The sequence below is a fragment of the Luteimonas sp. MC1750 genome, assembly GCF_016615955.1.
GTDB lineage: Bacteria > Pseudomonadota > Gammaproteobacteria > Xanthomonadales > Xanthomonadaceae > Luteimonas.
This window is the reverse complement of sequence record NZ_CP067113.1, coordinates 550941-565258: the sequence shown is the minus strand read 5'-3', so window position 1 is coordinate 565258 and position 14318 is coordinate 550941. Positions and strand designations below refer to the sequence as shown.

The following is a 14318-nucleotide window of genomic DNA, read 5'->3' as shown; positions in this document are numbered from 1 at the left end:
CGGCCGCAGCCGCAGCGTCATCCGATTCCCAGGATGACGTCGCGGTTGCAGCAATCGCGGCTGTAGCCGCTCCTACAGGGGGCGGGTCGTCGCGACGTGCGAGCGTTCGGGTTCCCGAATGGCGATGACGGTCGGGCCCGGAGCACAGGCCCGACCAGGACGGATCAGGGCCGGGGCTTCGCCTCCTTGACGTGACTCTCCAGCCACGCGTCGGTCTCGGCCAGCATGTGCAGGATCGACTCCCGCGCGCGGTAGCCGTGTGATTCCCGCGGCAGCATCACCAGGCGCGCCGTGCCGCCAAGGCCCTTGATCGCGGAGAACAGGCGCTCGCTCTGCATCGGGAAGGTGCCGGAGTTGTTGTCCTCCTCGCCGTGGATCAGCAGCACCGGCTCGTCGATGCGGTCGGCGTGGTCGAAGGGCGACATCGCATGATAGGTCTCGGTGGCCTGCCAGTAGTTGCGTTCCTCGGCCTGGAAGCCGAACGGCGTCAGCGAACGGTTGTAGGCGCCGCTGCGCGCGATGCCGGCGCGGAACAGGTCCGAGTGCGCCAGCAGGTTGGCGGTCATGAAGGCGCCGTAGGAATGCCCGCCGATGGCGATGCGCCCACGGTCGGCGACGCCGCGTTCGACGACCGCGTCCACCGCCGCCCGCGCGCTGCCCACCAGCTGCCTCACGTAGGTGTCGTTGGGCTCGGACTCGCCCTCGCCGACGATCGGCATCGTCGGGCCGTCAAGCACCGCATAGCCGCGCGCGAGGAAGGCCAGCGGCCCCCAGTAGCTGATGCGGTTGAACCGGTGCGGCGAACCGCGCACCTGGCTGGCGGCATCGGCGGATTTGAACTCGCGCGGGTAGGCCCACATCAGCATCGGCAGCGGGCCGTCGCGCGCGGCGTCATAGCCCGCGGGCAGGTAGAGGTCGGCGGTGAGCTCCACGCCGTCGTCGCGCGTGTAGCGGATCTGCTCCTTGGTCACGTCGCGCAGCGCGGGCGTCGGGTGCGGGAAGTCGGTCAGCGCCACCGGCTCGCCATCGGCGCCGGGGCGGCGCAGCAGCACGTTGGCGGTCTGCGTCGGCGATTCGCGCGTGGTCAGGATGCGCGAAGCCTCGGCATCGAGCAGCGCGAACGGCGCTTCGTACCACGGCGCCTGCGAGTGGAACAGCCGTTCGGTCCGCCCGCTGGCCAGGTCCTGGCGGTCGAGGAAGGGACGATCGCCCTCGGCCGAGGCGCCGTCGCCGATGCGGTAGATGGTCTCGCCGCCGCCGGTGGTGAGCAGGCGTGCGAAACCGCGCGCGTCGAGCTGCATGACCGGCGTCCCGGGATCCGCGTACCGGTCCTCGTAGGAGCCTTCGCGCAGCAGGACCGGCGCCGCACCGGTGTCCGGCGCCAGGCGCCATTCGCGCAGCTGCCGCGTCTTCCACCACGACTCCTGCAGCAGGGCCAGGCTTCCATGGCCCCAGGACACACCGCGATAGCGCGTCGACAGGTCAGCCAGAATCCGCGGCTCGCCGGCGAACGGTGCCGCGTGCGCGAACACGCGGTCGCGCACGGCCGCCTCGCGCGACGGATCGCCGCCGTCCTGGGCTTCGGCCCAGACCAGGGTTGCCGGCGCGTCCGAGCGCCAGGCGATGCGGCGCACGCCGGTGGCGACGGCGTCGTTGCCGGTCGGCAGGCCTTCCACCAGCGGCAGCGTCGCCACGGTGTGGACCAGGTGGCCGTCGAGGTCGATCACGTCGATGCGGCGGGGGAAGCGCGAGTACGGGACCAGGTGGGAGAACGGCCGCTCGAGCCGCTGGCGCAGCAGGTGGCGCCCGTCCGGCGCCACCGAGGCACCGACGTACATCTCCGGCGCGCCGATGGCGCGGGTCCGGCCATCGAGGTCGACGCGCAGCAGCTGGCTGGTCATGTAGTACGCGAACAGCGCTTCGTCCTGCGGGTTCGACAGCAGGTCCTGGTAGGTGCGCAGGCTCTGCACCTGGCCGCTGCCGCGGGTCTCCTGGATGTTCGGCCCCGGCGGGATGCCGTCGTCGGACGGCGCTGCGCCCTGCCCGTCCGGACGCACCAGCGCGATAAGTCCGCTGCCGTCGGGCAGCCAGTCGAAGCCGCTGCCGGTGACGCTGCCCAGGGGTCGGTCGAGCAGGCGCCGGGCCTGGCCCGCCGCGACGTCGACCAGCCACAGCTCGACGCGACCCGCGCGCCGGTCGACCTGGCTGAAGGCGATGTGGCGCTGGTCCGGCGACCACTGCAGCGACCCGAGCGCCAGCGGCTGCGGCAGGCCCTGGATGCGGCGCTCGCGGCCACCGTCGACTTCCTGCAGCCACAGGTCGTCGATGAAGCTGAAGGCGCTCGCCGAATGCGTGCGCGGATGGATGCGCAGTCCGGCGAGCTTGAGTTCCGGCTGGGCGACGACGTCGATGCCCGGCAGCGCCGGCACCCGCATGTAGGCGAGCAGGTCGCGGCGCGGCGAAAGCGACAGCTGCGGCACGGCGGGCGCATCGACGATCGCGCGCAGCTCGGGGGCCGGCAGGCGGTAGCCGCCGGCGCTGGCGGGGTCACGGGCCGCGTCGGCGGTGGCGGCCTGCTCGCGGGCCTGCGAGGGCCCGGGGAGGAACGCCAGGCAGGCGAGCAGCAGCGGCGCGGACAGCAGTCTGGAAACGGGCGTGGGCAAGGCGAAGGTCCTGCAGGTGGTAAACCCCGAGCCTAGCCCGTCGACGCGGCAGGGGGACCGTGGCGACGGTCATGGTCGCTACGATCCGCCGGCCGCGGCGCTCAGCTGTCGTGCACCGTCACCGTGCCCGGCAGTTGCACGTAGTTGCCGTCACCGAAGTTGCCGTCAGCGCCGCCGGAGATGGTGAAGAGGCGTTCCGCACTGCCGTAGTCGGAGCCGCCCAGGTTGCGCGCCATCCCGATCGCGAAGTCGAAGCTGCTCACCGGGTTGCCGTCGTAGTCCTGGGTGAGGACCCGCAACCCCGTGTTCATGCCGCCACTCGCCTCCAGCGCGCCCTCGGCGTGGGCCTTGAGCTGCCCCATCTCGGCTTCGGTATAGGTGATGGTGACGGTATCACCGGGCTTGACCGGGCCGTCCTGCGCCTTGCCGACGTCGCCCGTCTGCGCGGCGTTGATCATCTGCGACGTGTTCTCGTCGGCCTTGATCGTGAACGCATACGCGCGCTCGGAGACGATCTCCTTGCCTTCGGCGTCGAACGTCTGCGTCAGCGTCATTGGCACGTTGCCGCTGTACTGCAGGTTGACCGTGCGCTCGGCGGTGCCGTCGGGATAGGTGGTGACCACCGAGTCACCGGTGTTCTGCGCGCCGTCGATGCCCAGCTCCAGCGGACCCAGCTTCACGTCGACCTTGGCCTGCGACGAGTAGTCGAGCTTCTCGATCGTCTTCACTTCGGACACCCCGGGGCCGTTGTCGGCCGGCATGGTGCCGGTGGCCACGAAATCGTTGTACGCGGCCAGGCCGTCGGGCGTGGACAGGTCGAACTCGGCAGTCTTGAGCGTCGCGCCGCTCAGGCTGGTGTCGTTGCCGAGCATCAGCTTGACCTGTTCGAAGTCCAGGCCGACGCCGTTGTAGGCGCTGATCGCCTCGGTCGGCCCTGCGGTCACGCGCACGGTGTCGGTGCCGGTCTTCTCGACCAGGAGGCTGGTTCCCTCCTCGCTGGTCACCTTGGTTTCGACGGCGACGTTGCGGAAGGTGGCCTTGAACTCGTTGCTCGCGTAGCTGGCCCCGTCGAGCCTGATGACCGTGCCGGTCGGCATGGACGCGGGATCGAAGGGATTGACGCTGGCGAGGTCGGTGGTCTTCGCCGCCTGTTCCGGCATCGAGACTTCGTACGACGCCTTGATCCCGTCGGTACGGCCGTACTCCAGGCCGGCCTGCTTGACGTCCACGCCGGCGTTCAGCGTGACCGAGACGTCGCTGGACACCGTATAGGTGGTCACGCCGTCGGTGGTCTTCTGGCCGGCGACGACCGTGCTGCTGCCGTCGATGCCGAAGCTCAGGCCCACGCCCTTCGAGTTCTTGACGCTCTCGGTGAACCCGCCGTTGGCGGTCAGCGCGACCGTGCCCTTGTCGGGATCGACGCCGACGCTCGCCCCGGTCGTGGTGCCGCTCGTGGACTTGCTGCCGTTGGCGTCGGTGGTGGTGGTCTTGTCGGTCTGCTTGCCGCCGACGGTCACACCGTCATCCGACACGCCGACGCTGGCCTCGCTCTTCGAGCTCGTGCCATTGGCATCAGTACCGGTCCTGGCGGTGTCGTCTCCCGTGGCCTTGACCGAGCCGCCCCCGCTGCCATCCTCGGCCGCGGCCGCCGGCAGGTTGAGCAGATCGCCGGGGTAGAGGTGGTCGGGATTGGCCAGCTGCGGATTGGCGCCGATCAGCGCCTGCGGCGTGGTGCCGTTGGCCTTTGCGATGCTGTCGATGGTCTCGCCGCGCACCACTTCGTGCTGCTTCGGCGGGGGCGGCGGAGGCGGCGGCTGGACGGGCTGCTGGTATCCGATGGCGTTGACGGTCATGGGGGGCTTCCGGTTGTTCCAGGATTCGCGCCAGCCTAGGCAATCCGGGCCCTGCGCTACACCCGGTCGGACCCTAGGTGGTGCCACGCGGACCACCGGCCGGGGTCCGCGCGGCCTGCGCGTTATATAATCCGCGGCTCCGCCGAGGGGCGCTGCGATGGACCGGCTTCGATGAAGCCGCCCACCAGGCTCGGCGATGACGATCTGAACGGCGCCCGGTTCACCCCACCGACCCCTCCCGCGAGCGGGACAGGGCGCGAAACCGGAGCAAGAGATGAACGCCGTGACCAAGACCAGCCCTGAACGCCAGTTTTCAACCGATGGCGACTACAAGATCGCCGACATCTCCCTGGCCGACTGGGGCCGCAAGGAGATCGACATCGCCGAGCACGAGATGCCGGGCCTGATGTCCATCCGCCGCAAGCATGCCGCCGAGGCGCCGCTGAAGGGCGTGCGCGTGACCGGCTCGCTGCACATGACCATCCAGACCGCGGTCCTCATCGAGACCCTCAACGACATCGGCGCCGATGTGCGCTGGGCGTCGTGCAACATCTTCTCCACCCAGGACCACGCCGCCGCGGCGATCGCCGCCACCGGCACCCCCGTGTTCGCCTGGAAGGGCGAGACCCTGGAGGAGTACTGGGACTGCACGCTCGACGCACTCTCCTTCCCCGACGGCCAGGGCGGCTTCCTCGGCCCGCAGATGGTGGTCGACGACGGCGGCGACGTGACCCTGCTGATCCACAAGGGCTACGAGCTCGAGCAGGGCGACACGTCCTGGGTCGACGCGCCCGCGGGCAGCCACGAGGAGCAGGTGATCAAGAACCTGCTCAAGCGCGTCGCCAAGGAGCGCCCGGGCTACTGGACCAGGGTCGTCGCCGACTGGAAGGGCGTGTCCGAAGAGACCACCACCGGCGTGCACCGCCTGTACCAGCTGGCCCAGGACGGCAAGCTGCTGGTGCCCGCGATCAACGTCAACGACTCGGTCACCAAGTCGAAGTTCGACAACCTGTACGGCTGCCGCGAGTCGCTGGCCGACGGCCTGAAGCGCGCGCTCGACGTGATGCTGGCCGGCAAGGTGGCGGTGGTCTGCGGCTACGGCGACGTCGGCAAGGGCTGCGCGGCGTCGCTGCGCGCCTACGGTGCGCGCGTGATCGTCACCGAGATCGACCCGATCTGCGCGCTGCAGGCGGCGATGGAGGGCTACGAGGTCTCGACCGTCGAGGACAGCCTCGGCGAGGCCGACATCTACGTCACCACCACCGGCAACAAGGACATCATCCGCGTCGAGCACATGACCGCGATGAAGGACCAGGCCATCGTCTGCAACATCGGCCACTTCGACAACGAGATCCAGGTCGATGCGCTGAAGGCGCTGGCGGGCGTGGAGATCGTCAACATCAAGCCGCAGGTGGACAAGTTCATCCTGCCGAACGGCAACGCGATGTTCCTGCTGGCCGAAGGCCGCCTGGTGAACCTGGGCTGCGCCACCGGCCACCCGAGCTTCGTGATGTCGAACTCGTTCTCCAACCAGACGCTGGCGCAGATCGACCTGTGGGCGAAGAAGGACGAGTACGCCAACAAGGTCTACATCCTGCCGAAGAAGCTCGACGAGGAAGTCGCGCGCCTGCACCTGGAGAAGATCGGCGTGAAGCTGACGAAGCTCACGAAGGAACAGGCCGACTACATCGGCGTGCCGGTGGAAGGTCCGTTCAAGCCGGAGCACTACCGGTACTGATCCGGCCCATCCGGGACAGCGGAACGGGCGCCTTCGGGCGCCCGTTCCGTTTGTGGCATCGGGTGGTCAGTCCGATGCCAGCCACCACACCAGCGCGGCGACGCCGACGCCCACGGCGGCGAGCTTCAGCGGCGAGCGCTTCAGGTCCCCGGCCATGCCTTCGACGACGTCGACGCGGTCGGCGGCGATCAGCATGAGCCAGTGGCCGACGTTGTTCTCGCTGCGCCTGAAGGCGGCGCGACGCATCACGCCGCTCAGGCCCTTGGGCGGCAGGCGGGTGCCGAAGGTGCGCGAGTGCTCCGGACGCTCCAGCGACTTCAGGATTTCGACGGTCATCGGCTGCTGCGGCGGCGGGTCGCTCCAGGGGACGTCCAGCCGCGGCGGCGTGCGCTCCATCGGCACGGCCGGCCGGTTCTCGTGCGCGAGGTCGGCGCCCCAGCCGGGGATGTGGGCGAATCGGGCCTTGTCCATGGTGGTCTCCCGTGCGTTGCCGGCCATTACGCGTCACCCCGCGCGGAGGGTGGGATCAGCACCGGCTTGATGCAGTTGTCGCGCTTGTTGACGAAGATGTCGTAGGCATCGGCCACGTCTTCCAGCGGGATGCGGTGGGTGATCATCTCGCGCGGCGAGATGTGGCCGGCGCGGATGTGTTCGATCAGCCGCGGCAGGTGCCGTTTCACGCTGGCCTGGTTCATGCGCAGCGTCAGGCCCTTGTTGACCGCGTTCCCGATCGGAATCATGTTGAAGGTCGGACCGTAGACGCCCACGATCGAGATCCGACCGCCCTTGCGCACGCTGTTGATCGCCCAGTGCAGCGCGATCGCCGAGCCACCCTGCAGCATGGCGATCTTGCCGGTGAAGGTGTGGAACGCGCTGCCGCTGGCGTCGCAGCCCACCGCGTCGATGCAGACGTCGGCGCCCATCCAGTCGGTCATCTTCTTCAGATGGGTGGCCATGTCGTCGACTTCGGTGAAGTTGACCGTCTCGCAGTGGGCGAACCCGCGCGCGAACTCGAGCCGGTACTCCTCGCGGTCGACCACGATCACGCGACCGGCGCCGAAGAACCAGGCGCTCTTCGCCGCGAACAGTCCCACCGGGCCGGCACCGAACACCACGACGGTGTCGCCCTCGCGGATGTCGCCCATCTCGGCGGCCTGGTAGCCCGTGGGGAAGGCGTCGGTCAGCAGCACCGCGTCCTCGATGTGGATGTCGTCGGGGATCACCATCGGGCCGACGTCGGCGAAGGGCACGCGCACCAGTTCGGCCTGCCCGCCGTCATAGCCGCCGGCCGTGTGCGTGTAGCCGTAGAACCCGCCCATCGCGCTGGCCTGCGAATTGACGTTGTGGCAGTTGCCGTACAGCTCCTTCTGGCAGAAGTAGCAGCTGCCGCAGAAGATATTGAACGGCACCAGCACCCGGTCGCCGACCTTCAGGTTCGGCACCGATGGACCGACCTCCTCCACCACGCCGGTGAACTCGTGGCCCACGATCTGGCCGACCCGGGTGTCGGGCACCAGGCCGTTGTAGATGTGGATGTCCGAGCCGCAGATGCACGAGCGGGTGACGCGCACGATGGCGTCGTTGGGATGTTCGATGGAGGGCTCGGCGACGTTCTCGATGCGCATCCTGCGCGGGCGGCGGTAGGTGGTTGCCAGCATGCGGCTCTCCTGGTGGCGCGGCCGGGATTCGCCGGCAGGACGCCGACCTTGGGGCGGGGCCCGTGAACACGGCGCGTGCGTGCCGCCAGGGCGCCTGCAAGTTCTTCCGGACCCGATCTATCCATCCATCCCGATAAAGCGATAGACTTCGGGGCGATCCCCGTTTCCGTCAGCCGCGATGATCCCGATCAGCTTCGAGTTCTATCCGCCCAAGAACGACGAGCAGCGGACGCAGCTCGCCCGCACGGCGTCCAGGCTCAAGGCCTGGTCGCCGGAATACGTGTCCTGCACCTTCGGCGCCGGTGGCTCCACGCTCAGCTACACGGGCGACACGGTGCGCGCCCTGATCCAGGAGCACGGCCTGGTCGCCGCTCCCCACCTCTCCTGCGTCGGCGGCACGCGCGACGAGATCGCCGCGCTGCTGCACAGCTATCGCGCGCACGGCTGCGGCCGGATCGTCGCGCTGCGCGGCGACCTGCCGTCGGGCATGGGCCATCCCGGCGAGTTCCGCCAGGCGGCGGAGCTGGTCGCCTTCATCCGCGCCGAGCACGGCGACTGCTTCCACATCGAAGTGGCCTGCTATCCAGAGACGCACCCCCAGGCCGAGGATGCGCTCGCCGACCTTCGCCACTTCAAAGCCAAGGTCGACGCCGGCGCCGACGGTGCCATCACCCAGTACTTCTACAACGCCGACGCCTACTTCCGCTTCGTCGACGCCGCCCGCGCGCTCGGCGTCGAGGTGCCGATCGTTCCCGGGATCATGCCGATCGCGAACTTCAGCCAGCTGAAGCGGTTCTCGGAAGCCTGCGGCGCCGAGATCCCGCGCTGGCTGGGCAAGCGCATGGCCGCCCACGGCGACGATGCCGCCAGCATCCGCGAGCTCGCCTGCGACTTCGTGGCCAGCCTGTGCCGGCGCCTGGTCGAGGGCGGCGCCCCGGGCCTGCACTTCTACACCCTCAACCTGGCCAGGCCGACCGTCTCCGTGCTCGAGCGCCTGGGCTGAAGCCGACGTCCACCACGCCCGTCGGGCGTTCGCCGCGGTACCCTTTGCCGATGCCGTCCCCGCGCCACCCCGTCCTGGCTGCCGCGCTGCTATGGGCCGTGGCGATCGCCACCCTTGCGCCCGCACCGGCCCAGGCCCAGGTCCGGCGCTGCACGACGCCCGATGGCGGCACCGTATACACCGACCGCAGCTGCGGTTCGCTGGGCGCGGTGGAGACCCGGCCCGACACCGGTGCAGGCAGCACGCCCGGCGCGGCGCTGCGCTACCGCGGCGGCTGCTCGCGCCGCCTGCAGGACCTGATCTTCGAGGTCACCTCGGCAATCGATGCGCGCGACACCAACTGGCTGGCGCGCAGCTACCACTGGGCCGGCATGGGCCATCGCAACGGCTATGCAGTGCTCGAGCGGCTGGACGCGATCGCCCGCCGCCCGCTGCTCAACGTCACCGCGCTGCGGCCCGCGCAGACCGTGGTCGTTGCCGCGCCCGGGGCGCCGCAGGCGACGACCGCCGCACCGGCACCGCTGTCGGCCCTGGTCATGGGCACGGCGGCGACGGCGCCGCGGGAACCGCCGGCACCGCGGCGGCCGGTTGCGCTGCGCATCGACCAGGTGCTGTCCGACGGCGCCACGCCCTCGACCACCACGTTCGGCCTGCGCCGGCACATGGACTGCTGGTGGATCTCGCTCTGAGCCCGTGCGGCACAATGGCGATCCACCGGACAGGAGCCGCGCGATGCACTACCCCGAATGGATCTGGCACAACGGCGGCATCAAGCCCTGGGCCGAGGCCACCACCCACGTCATGGCGCACGGCCTGCACTACGGCTCGTCGGTGTTCGAGGGCATCCGCGCCTATGCGACCCCGGGCGGCAGCGCGATCTTCCGCCTGCAGGACCACACCCGCCGCCTGTTCGCCTCGGCGCGCATCTACGAGATGGCGATCCCCTACACCGCCGCGGAGCTCGACGCCGCCTGCCACGAGGTGGTCCGGCGCAACGGCCTGCAGCAGGCTTACCTGCGCCCGGTGGCGTGGCGCGGCCTCGGAGGCTTCGGCCTGAGCGCCGAGACGCCGATCGACGTCGCGGTGGCGTCCTGGCACATGGGTCCCTACCTGGGCGAAGGCGCGCTGACCGAAGGCATCGACGCCTGCGTCTCCAGCTGGCAGCGCTTCGCACCCAATACCATCCCCGCCGGGGCCAAGGCCGGCGGCAACTACCTCTCCGGCCAGCTGGTGGCGCGCGAGGCGCGCCGGCTGGGCTTCGGCGAGGGCATCGCGCTGGCCTCGACCGGCCTGCTCAGCGAGGGCGCGGGCGAGAACCTGTTCCTGGTCTTCGACGGCGCGCTGCACACCACGCCGGTCAGCGCGGCGCTGCTCAACGGCATCACCCGCGACTCGATCATCCGCCTGGCGCGCGACGCCGGCATCGAGGTGGTCGAGCGCGACCTGCCGCGCGAATACCTCTACCTCTGCGACGAGCTCTTCATGTGCGGCACCGCCGCCGAGATCACCCCGATCCGCTCGGTGGACGGCCGCCAGGTCGGCGCCGGGCGTGCCGGGCCGGTGACGCGGCGGCTGCAGGAGCTGTTCTTCGGACTGTTCGACGGCAGCACGCCCGACCGCCATGGCTGGCTGCAGCCGCTGCAGGGCTGAGCCGGGGCGCGGGCCGCGCTAGGCCCTGCCCGCGTCCGCCTCGGCATCGGCATCGAAGCTGAGCGTGGCCACCACGCCGCGCTCCGCGCCCGGGACCACCCGCACCTGCCACTCGTAGAGCCGGCACAGCCGGCGCACGATCGACAGGCCGATGCCGCCGCCGTGGGTGTGCTCGGCGTGGCTGCCGCGGTAGCCGCGCTCGAACAGGTGCGCGGCGTCCTCGGCGCTGAGGCCCGGCCCGGAATCGATCACGTCGATCGCGCGATCGTGCAGGCGCACCACCACGCTGCCGGCGGTGGTGTACTTGATGGCGTTGCCGATCAGGTTGCCCAGCGCCACCGAGACCGCCGCCTCGGGTGCATCCACCACCAGGCGGCCGGGGCCGCCGTCCAGCCGCAGCTCCAGCGCCTTCGCGCCCAGCTGCGGGCGGTGCGCGTCCAGCAGCTGCTCGGCCACCCGGTACACGTCGGTGCTGCCGTGGCCCCGCTCGGCGCGCGACAGCAGCAGCAGGGCGCTGATCAGGTCGGTGCACTGGGCTTCGGCGCGCTGGATGCGCTGCAGCCGCGCCAGCGTCTTGTCGTCGAGCCCCGGGCGCGACAGCAGCAGTTCGGCCGCGCCCTTGATCACCGCCAGCGGCGTGCGCAGTTCATGGCTCACGTCGGCGTTGAACTCGCGGTCGCGCTGGACCACCTCGGTCAGGCGCGCGGCGTAGTCGTCCAGCGCGGTCGCCAGCTCGCCGACTTCGTCATCGGGGAAGTGCGGCGCCAGCGCCGCCGGGCGCGCGCTCTCGTCCGAGGTGCTCAGGAGGTTGGCGAGTTCCGACACCGGGCGCATCACGCGCGAGGCCGACCACCAGCCGATGAAGCCGGCCAGCACCGTGAACAGCACCACCGCCGCGATGAGGATCAGCTTGATGCGCGCGCGCACCTCGGCCGTGCTGGTCATGTCCTGGGCGACGAAGAACCAGTAGTCCGGGTCCTTCTTCACCACCAGGCGGTAGACGAAGGGTTCGCCGTCCTCGACGCCGTTCATGTTGTAGACGCCGGACTCGAGCGGGATCCAGTCCGGCTGCGCGTTGTGCCACTTGTCCGGGCCGAAGACATAGGCGCGCACGCTGCCGAGCGGCGACAGCTGCGCCGACTGGTCCTGGTAGAAGCGCTCGGCGTAGTCGTCGAGGTTTTCCTTGAGCACCGTGCCGACCGCCTGGTCCTCGACCACCGCGCCGACATAGGCCGCGGCGATGGCGAACATCGCCGTCAGGCCCAGCCCGAGCAGGGCGAAGGACAGGATGATGCGGCTGCGCAGCCGGCGGCGGTAACGCCGGCGCCCGAGCCCCTTGGGCACGGGCGCCGCGTCGTCAGCTTGAGGCATCCGGTGCCGCGATCCGGTATCCGATGCCATGGCGGGTCTGCACCAGCTGGGTGGGGAACGGCTTGTCGATCACCGCCCGCAGCCCGTGGATGTGCACGCGCAGGCTGTCCGAATCCGGCAGCTCCTCGCCCCAGACCCGGGTCTCGAGCTCCTGGCGGGTGACCACCGCCGGCGACGCCTCCATCAGCGACTGCAGGATCTTCAGCGCCGTGGGATTGAGCTGCACCAGCTTGCCTGCGCGGCGCACCTCGAGCGTGTCGAGGTTGTACTCGAGGTCGGCGACCTCGAGCACGCGGGTCTGCACGCCCTTGCCTCGGCGTGCCAGCGCGTTCAGCCGCACCTCGACCTCCTGCAGCGCGAACGGCTTGATCAGGTAGTCGTCGGCGCCGGAGTCGAAGCCCGCCAGCTTGCTGTCCAGGCTGTCGCGCGCGGTGAGCATCAGCACCGGGGTCTGCTTGCGGGCTTCGTTGCGCAGCTTCCGGCAGACCTCGATGCCGTCCATGCCCGGGAGGTTGAGGTCCAGCACCACGGCGTCGAAGTCATGGACCACCGCCAGGTGCAGGCCGGTCACGCCGTCGGCGGCGAAGTCGACGGTATGGCCGCGGTCCTCCAGGTAGTCGCCCAGGTTGGCGGCGATGTCCTGGTTGTCTTCGATGACGAGTATGCGCACTGGATCTCCTCAGGGGTCGCTGACCGGGCCCTGTGCCCGCGGGTTGTAGCGGAAGAAGTCGCTGGCCGCTTCGCGGTGGCGGCGACGCTCGGCCACTGTCAGGCACAGCGTGGTGGGGCGGTGTGAACCGGTCGGCTTCTCGCGCCGGCAGACCAGGCGGCTGTCCTTGTGCGCACGCACCAGCAGCGTGTTGACCCGCTCCTGCTCGTTGAACAGCTCCACCTTCGCCTCCGGCGACATCTGGTTGATGCTCTGCGCGCCTGCCAGCAGGGTCGAGATGCGGCCCAGCGAATCCTGCACCACGCGGACGTCGTCGGCCGAGATCTCGACATAGGTCTCCCCGTCACCGAGGGCCTTGTTGATGGCCGCACGCTGCTCGTTGAACGAGGCGTTGAGATCCAGGCCCTTGTCCGGCTTGAAGGCCTGGTCGCCGGAATTGATCGTGGCCGACGCGGTGGCCGGGAGCAGGAGTGCCAGGAGTGAGAACAGCATCAACTTGTGCATCTATGGACCTCGCAGGACATGTGGATGATGCATGCGGCCGTATGCCGTGGGGGGCATGTCGTCCGATTCTGCCTGCGCCGGACGGGTCGCACAAATCCTCTGCGACGGCGTCCGGATGCCCGGCGCGTGCCGGTATACAAAATGGCCCGGGCAAGAACCTTGCCCGGGCCGAAAGAAGTGTTGCCCCGATGACCGCAATCCACCTGACGACAGAGACCTGGAGACGCACGAGGGATTTCGGTCGTGCCACGCTACCGGCCGGCGAATTAAAGGGCCGTTAAACCTGGCGCCTGCGGGAAGGTCTCATCCGCTTCCGAGACGCCATGCCCCCGCCTGCGGCTCCTGCCGCAACGAAGTCGATGATCGTTCCCGCCACGTCGACACCCGTGGAACGCTCGATGCCCTCCAGGCCGGGCGAGGCGTTGACCTCCAGCACCAGCGGTCCACGCGCGGACAGGATCAGGTCCACCCCCGCGACGCCCAGGCCGAGCACGTCGGCCGCGCGCACCGCGACCCCGGCCGCCCCGGCATCCAGGTCGAAGGCCTCGGCGGCCCCCCCGCGGTGCAGGTTGGCGCGGAAGTCCCCATCCGGCGCCTGGCGTCGCATCGCGGCGACCACGCGGTCGCCGACCACCAGGCAGCGGATGTCGGCGCCCCCGGCTTCGGCGATGAACTCCTGCAGCAGGAAGGTGGCGTACAGCCCGCGCAGCGCATCGACCACGCCCCGGGAAGCCGAAGGCTTCTCGGTCAGCATGACGCCGCGCCCCTGGCTGCCCTCGGTGAGCTTGATCACGTGCGGCGGCGCCCCGAGCATCGCCAGCAGGTCGTCGGTGTCGTCGGGGTTGTCGCCGAACACGGTCACCGGCATGTCGATGCCCTGGGCCGCCAGCAGCTGGTGGCAGCGCAGCTTGTCGCGCGCGGCCGCGATCGCCGCCGATGGATTGGGCGTGTGGCAGCCCATCAGCTCGAACTGGTGCAGCACCGCGTTGCCGTAGCGGTTGATCGAGGCGCCGATGCGCGGGACCACCGCGCCATAACCCGCCAGCGGCTGCCCCTTGTAGCGCAGCGCGAAGCCGTCCTTGCCGATGCGCATATAGCAGCGCAGCGGATCGAGCACGCGCACGCTGTGCCCACGCAGGCGCGCCGCCTCGACCAGCCGGCGCGTGGAGTAGAGCTTGCTGTTGCGCGACAGGATCGCGAGCTTCATC

At 70.0% G+C, this 14318-nt stretch carries 12 protein-coding genes and 1 riboswitch; of the genes, 4 read left to right on the top strand and 8 right to left on the bottom strand.

Annotated features, from left to right (window positions below):
- Positions 1 to 164: 164 nt before the first annotated feature.
- Together JGR68_RS02650 and JGR68_RS02645 are read right to left on the bottom strand one after the other, a co-directional pair.
- Positions 165 to 2435, bottom strand: coding sequence for a prolyl oligopeptidase family serine peptidase (locus tag JGR68_RS02650; RefSeq protein WP_234446619.1), 2271 nt, complete (start codon positions 2433 to 2435; stop codon positions 165 to 167).
- 329 nt (positions 2436 to 2764) lie between these two features.
- Entirely contained in the window at positions 2765 to 4516 is a 1752-nt protein-coding gene (locus JGR68_RS02645) for a LysM domain-containing protein (protein WP_199360283.1), read from the bottom strand.
- Between the two features lie 138 nt (positions 4517 to 4654).
- Positions 4655 to 4740, top strand: a riboswitch (S-adenosyl-L-homocysteine riboswitch).
- A 50-nt stretch (positions 4741 to 4790) separates the two neighbouring features.
- Between JGR68_RS02645 and ahcY the strand changes: the two genes are divergently transcribed.
- Positions 4791 to 6254, top strand: a complete 1464-nt coding sequence (gene ahcY, locus JGR68_RS02640) for an adenosylhomocysteinase (RefSeq protein ID WP_199360280.1) — start codon at positions 4791 to 4793, stop codon at positions 6252 to 6254.
- Positions 6255 to 6320: 66 nt separating this feature from the next.
- Here ahcY and JGR68_RS02635 read toward each other — a convergent pair whose 3' ends face one another.
- Positions 6321 to 6725: a hypothetical protein gene (locus JGR68_RS02635; RefSeq protein ID WP_199360278.1), complete on the bottom strand. Its 405-nt coding sequence runs from the start codon at positions 6723 to 6725 to the stop codon at positions 6321 to 6323.
- A 26-nt stretch (positions 6726 to 6751) separates the two neighbouring features.
- The gene (locus JGR68_RS02630) at positions 6752 to 7912 is read right to left on the bottom strand and encodes a zinc-dependent alcohol dehydrogenase (RefSeq protein ID WP_199360276.1); all 1161 of its coding nucleotides are present in this window, start codon (positions 7910 to 7912) and stop codon (positions 6752 to 6754) included.
- A 178-nt stretch (positions 7913 to 8090) separates the two neighbouring features.
- Between JGR68_RS02630 and metF the strand changes: the two genes are divergently transcribed.
- The 3 genes from metF to JGR68_RS02615 are packed head-to-tail and all read left to right on the top strand — an operon-like array spanning position 8091 to position 10565.
- Positions 8091 to 8915 (top strand): methylenetetrahydrofolate reductase [NAD(P)H], encoded by an 825-nt coding sequence (metF, locus tag JGR68_RS02625; protein ID WP_199360274.1) that lies wholly within the window; start codon positions 8091 to 8093, stop codon positions 8913 to 8915.
- Between the two features lie 50 nt (positions 8916 to 8965).
- On the top strand, positions 8966 to 9604 hold the full coding sequence (locus tag JGR68_RS02620) for a DUF4124 domain-containing protein (protein ID WP_199360272.1): 639 nt from the start codon (positions 8966 to 8968) through the stop codon (positions 9602 to 9604).
- A gap of 43 nt (positions 9605 to 9647) precedes the next feature.
- Positions 9648 to 10565 carry a branched-chain amino acid transaminase gene (locus tag JGR68_RS02615; protein ID WP_199360271.1) on the top strand — a complete coding sequence of 306 codons (918 nt, stop codon included), beginning with the start codon at positions 9648 to 9650 and terminating at the stop codon, positions 10563 to 10565.
- 18 nt (positions 10566 to 10583) lie between these two features.
- Here JGR68_RS02615 and JGR68_RS02610 read toward each other — a convergent pair whose 3' ends face one another.
- The 4 genes from JGR68_RS02610 to rimK all read right to left on the bottom strand — a co-directional run bounded on the left by JGR68_RS02610 (position 10584) and on the right by rimK (position 14317).
- Positions 10584 to 11936 carry a HAMP domain-containing sensor histidine kinase gene (locus JGR68_RS02610; RefSeq protein WP_234446565.1) on the bottom strand — a complete coding sequence of 451 codons (1353 nt, stop codon included), beginning with the start codon at positions 11934 to 11936 and terminating at the stop codon, positions 10584 to 10586.
- Positions 11923 to 12606, bottom strand: a complete 684-nt coding sequence (locus JGR68_RS02605; RefSeq protein ID WP_191729758.1) for a response regulator transcription factor — start codon at positions 12604 to 12606, stop codon at positions 11923 to 11925. Before JGR68_RS02605 ends, JGR68_RS02610 begins: the two co-directional genes overlap by 14 nt.
- Positions 12607 to 12615: 9 nt before the next feature.
- Positions 12616 to 13098 carry a hypothetical protein gene (locus JGR68_RS02600; protein ID WP_199360269.1) on the bottom strand — a complete coding sequence of 161 codons (483 nt, stop codon included), beginning with the start codon at positions 13096 to 13098 and terminating at the stop codon, positions 12616 to 12618.
- A 289-nt stretch (positions 13099 to 13387) separates the two neighbouring features.
- Complete coding sequence (rimK, locus tag JGR68_RS02595) at positions 13388 to 14317, bottom strand: 30S ribosomal protein S6--L-glutamate ligase (protein ID WP_199360268.1); 930 nt, start codon at positions 14315 to 14317, stop codon at positions 13388 to 13390.
- Between the last annotated feature and the right edge of the window lies 1 nt (position 14318).

What these genes read in the sequence shown, in the direction of transcription:
- JGR68_RS02650 (WP_234446619.1), bottom strand. Translation starts at nt 2,435, where the DNA reads ATGCGGGTGCCGGCGCTGCCGGGCATCGACGTCGTCGCCCAGCCGGAA.
- JGR68_RS02645 (WP_199360283.1), bottom strand. Translation starts at nt 4,516, where the DNA reads ATGACCGTCAACGCCATCGGATACCAGCAGCCCGTCCAGCCGCCGCCT.
- ahcY (WP_199360280.1), top strand. Translation starts at nt 4,791, where the DNA reads ATGAACGCCGTGACCAAGACCAGCCCTGAACGCCAGTTTTCAACCGAT.
- JGR68_RS02635 (WP_199360278.1), bottom strand. Translation starts at nt 6,725, where the DNA reads ATGGACAAGGCCCGATTCGCCCACATCCCCGGCTGGGGCGCCGACCTC.
- JGR68_RS02630 (WP_199360276.1), bottom strand. Translation starts at nt 7,912, where the DNA reads ATGCTGGCAACCACCTACCGCCGCCCGCGCAGGATGCGCATCGAGAAC.
- metF (WP_199360274.1), top strand. Translation starts at nt 8,091, where the DNA reads ATGATCCCGATCAGCTTCGAGTTCTATCCGCCCAAGAACGACGAGCAG.
- JGR68_RS02620 (WP_199360272.1), top strand. Translation starts at nt 8,966, where the DNA reads ATGCCGTCCCCGCGCCACCCCGTCCTGGCTGCCGCGCTGCTATGGGCC.
- JGR68_RS02615 (WP_199360271.1), top strand. Translation starts at nt 9,648, where the DNA reads ATGCACTACCCCGAATGGATCTGGCACAACGGCGGCATCAAGCCCTGG.
- JGR68_RS02610 (WP_234446565.1), bottom strand. Translation starts at nt 11,936, where the DNA reads ATGCCTCAAGCTGACGACGCGGCGCCCGTGCCCAAGGGGCTCGGGCGC.
- JGR68_RS02600 (WP_199360269.1), bottom strand. Translation starts at nt 13,098, where the DNA reads ATGCTGTTCTCACTCCTGGCACTCCTGCTCCCGGCCACCGCGTCGGCC.
- rimK (WP_199360268.1), bottom strand. Translation starts at nt 14,317, where the DNA reads ATGAAGCTCGCGATCCTGTCGCGCAACAGCAAGCTCTACTCCACGCGC.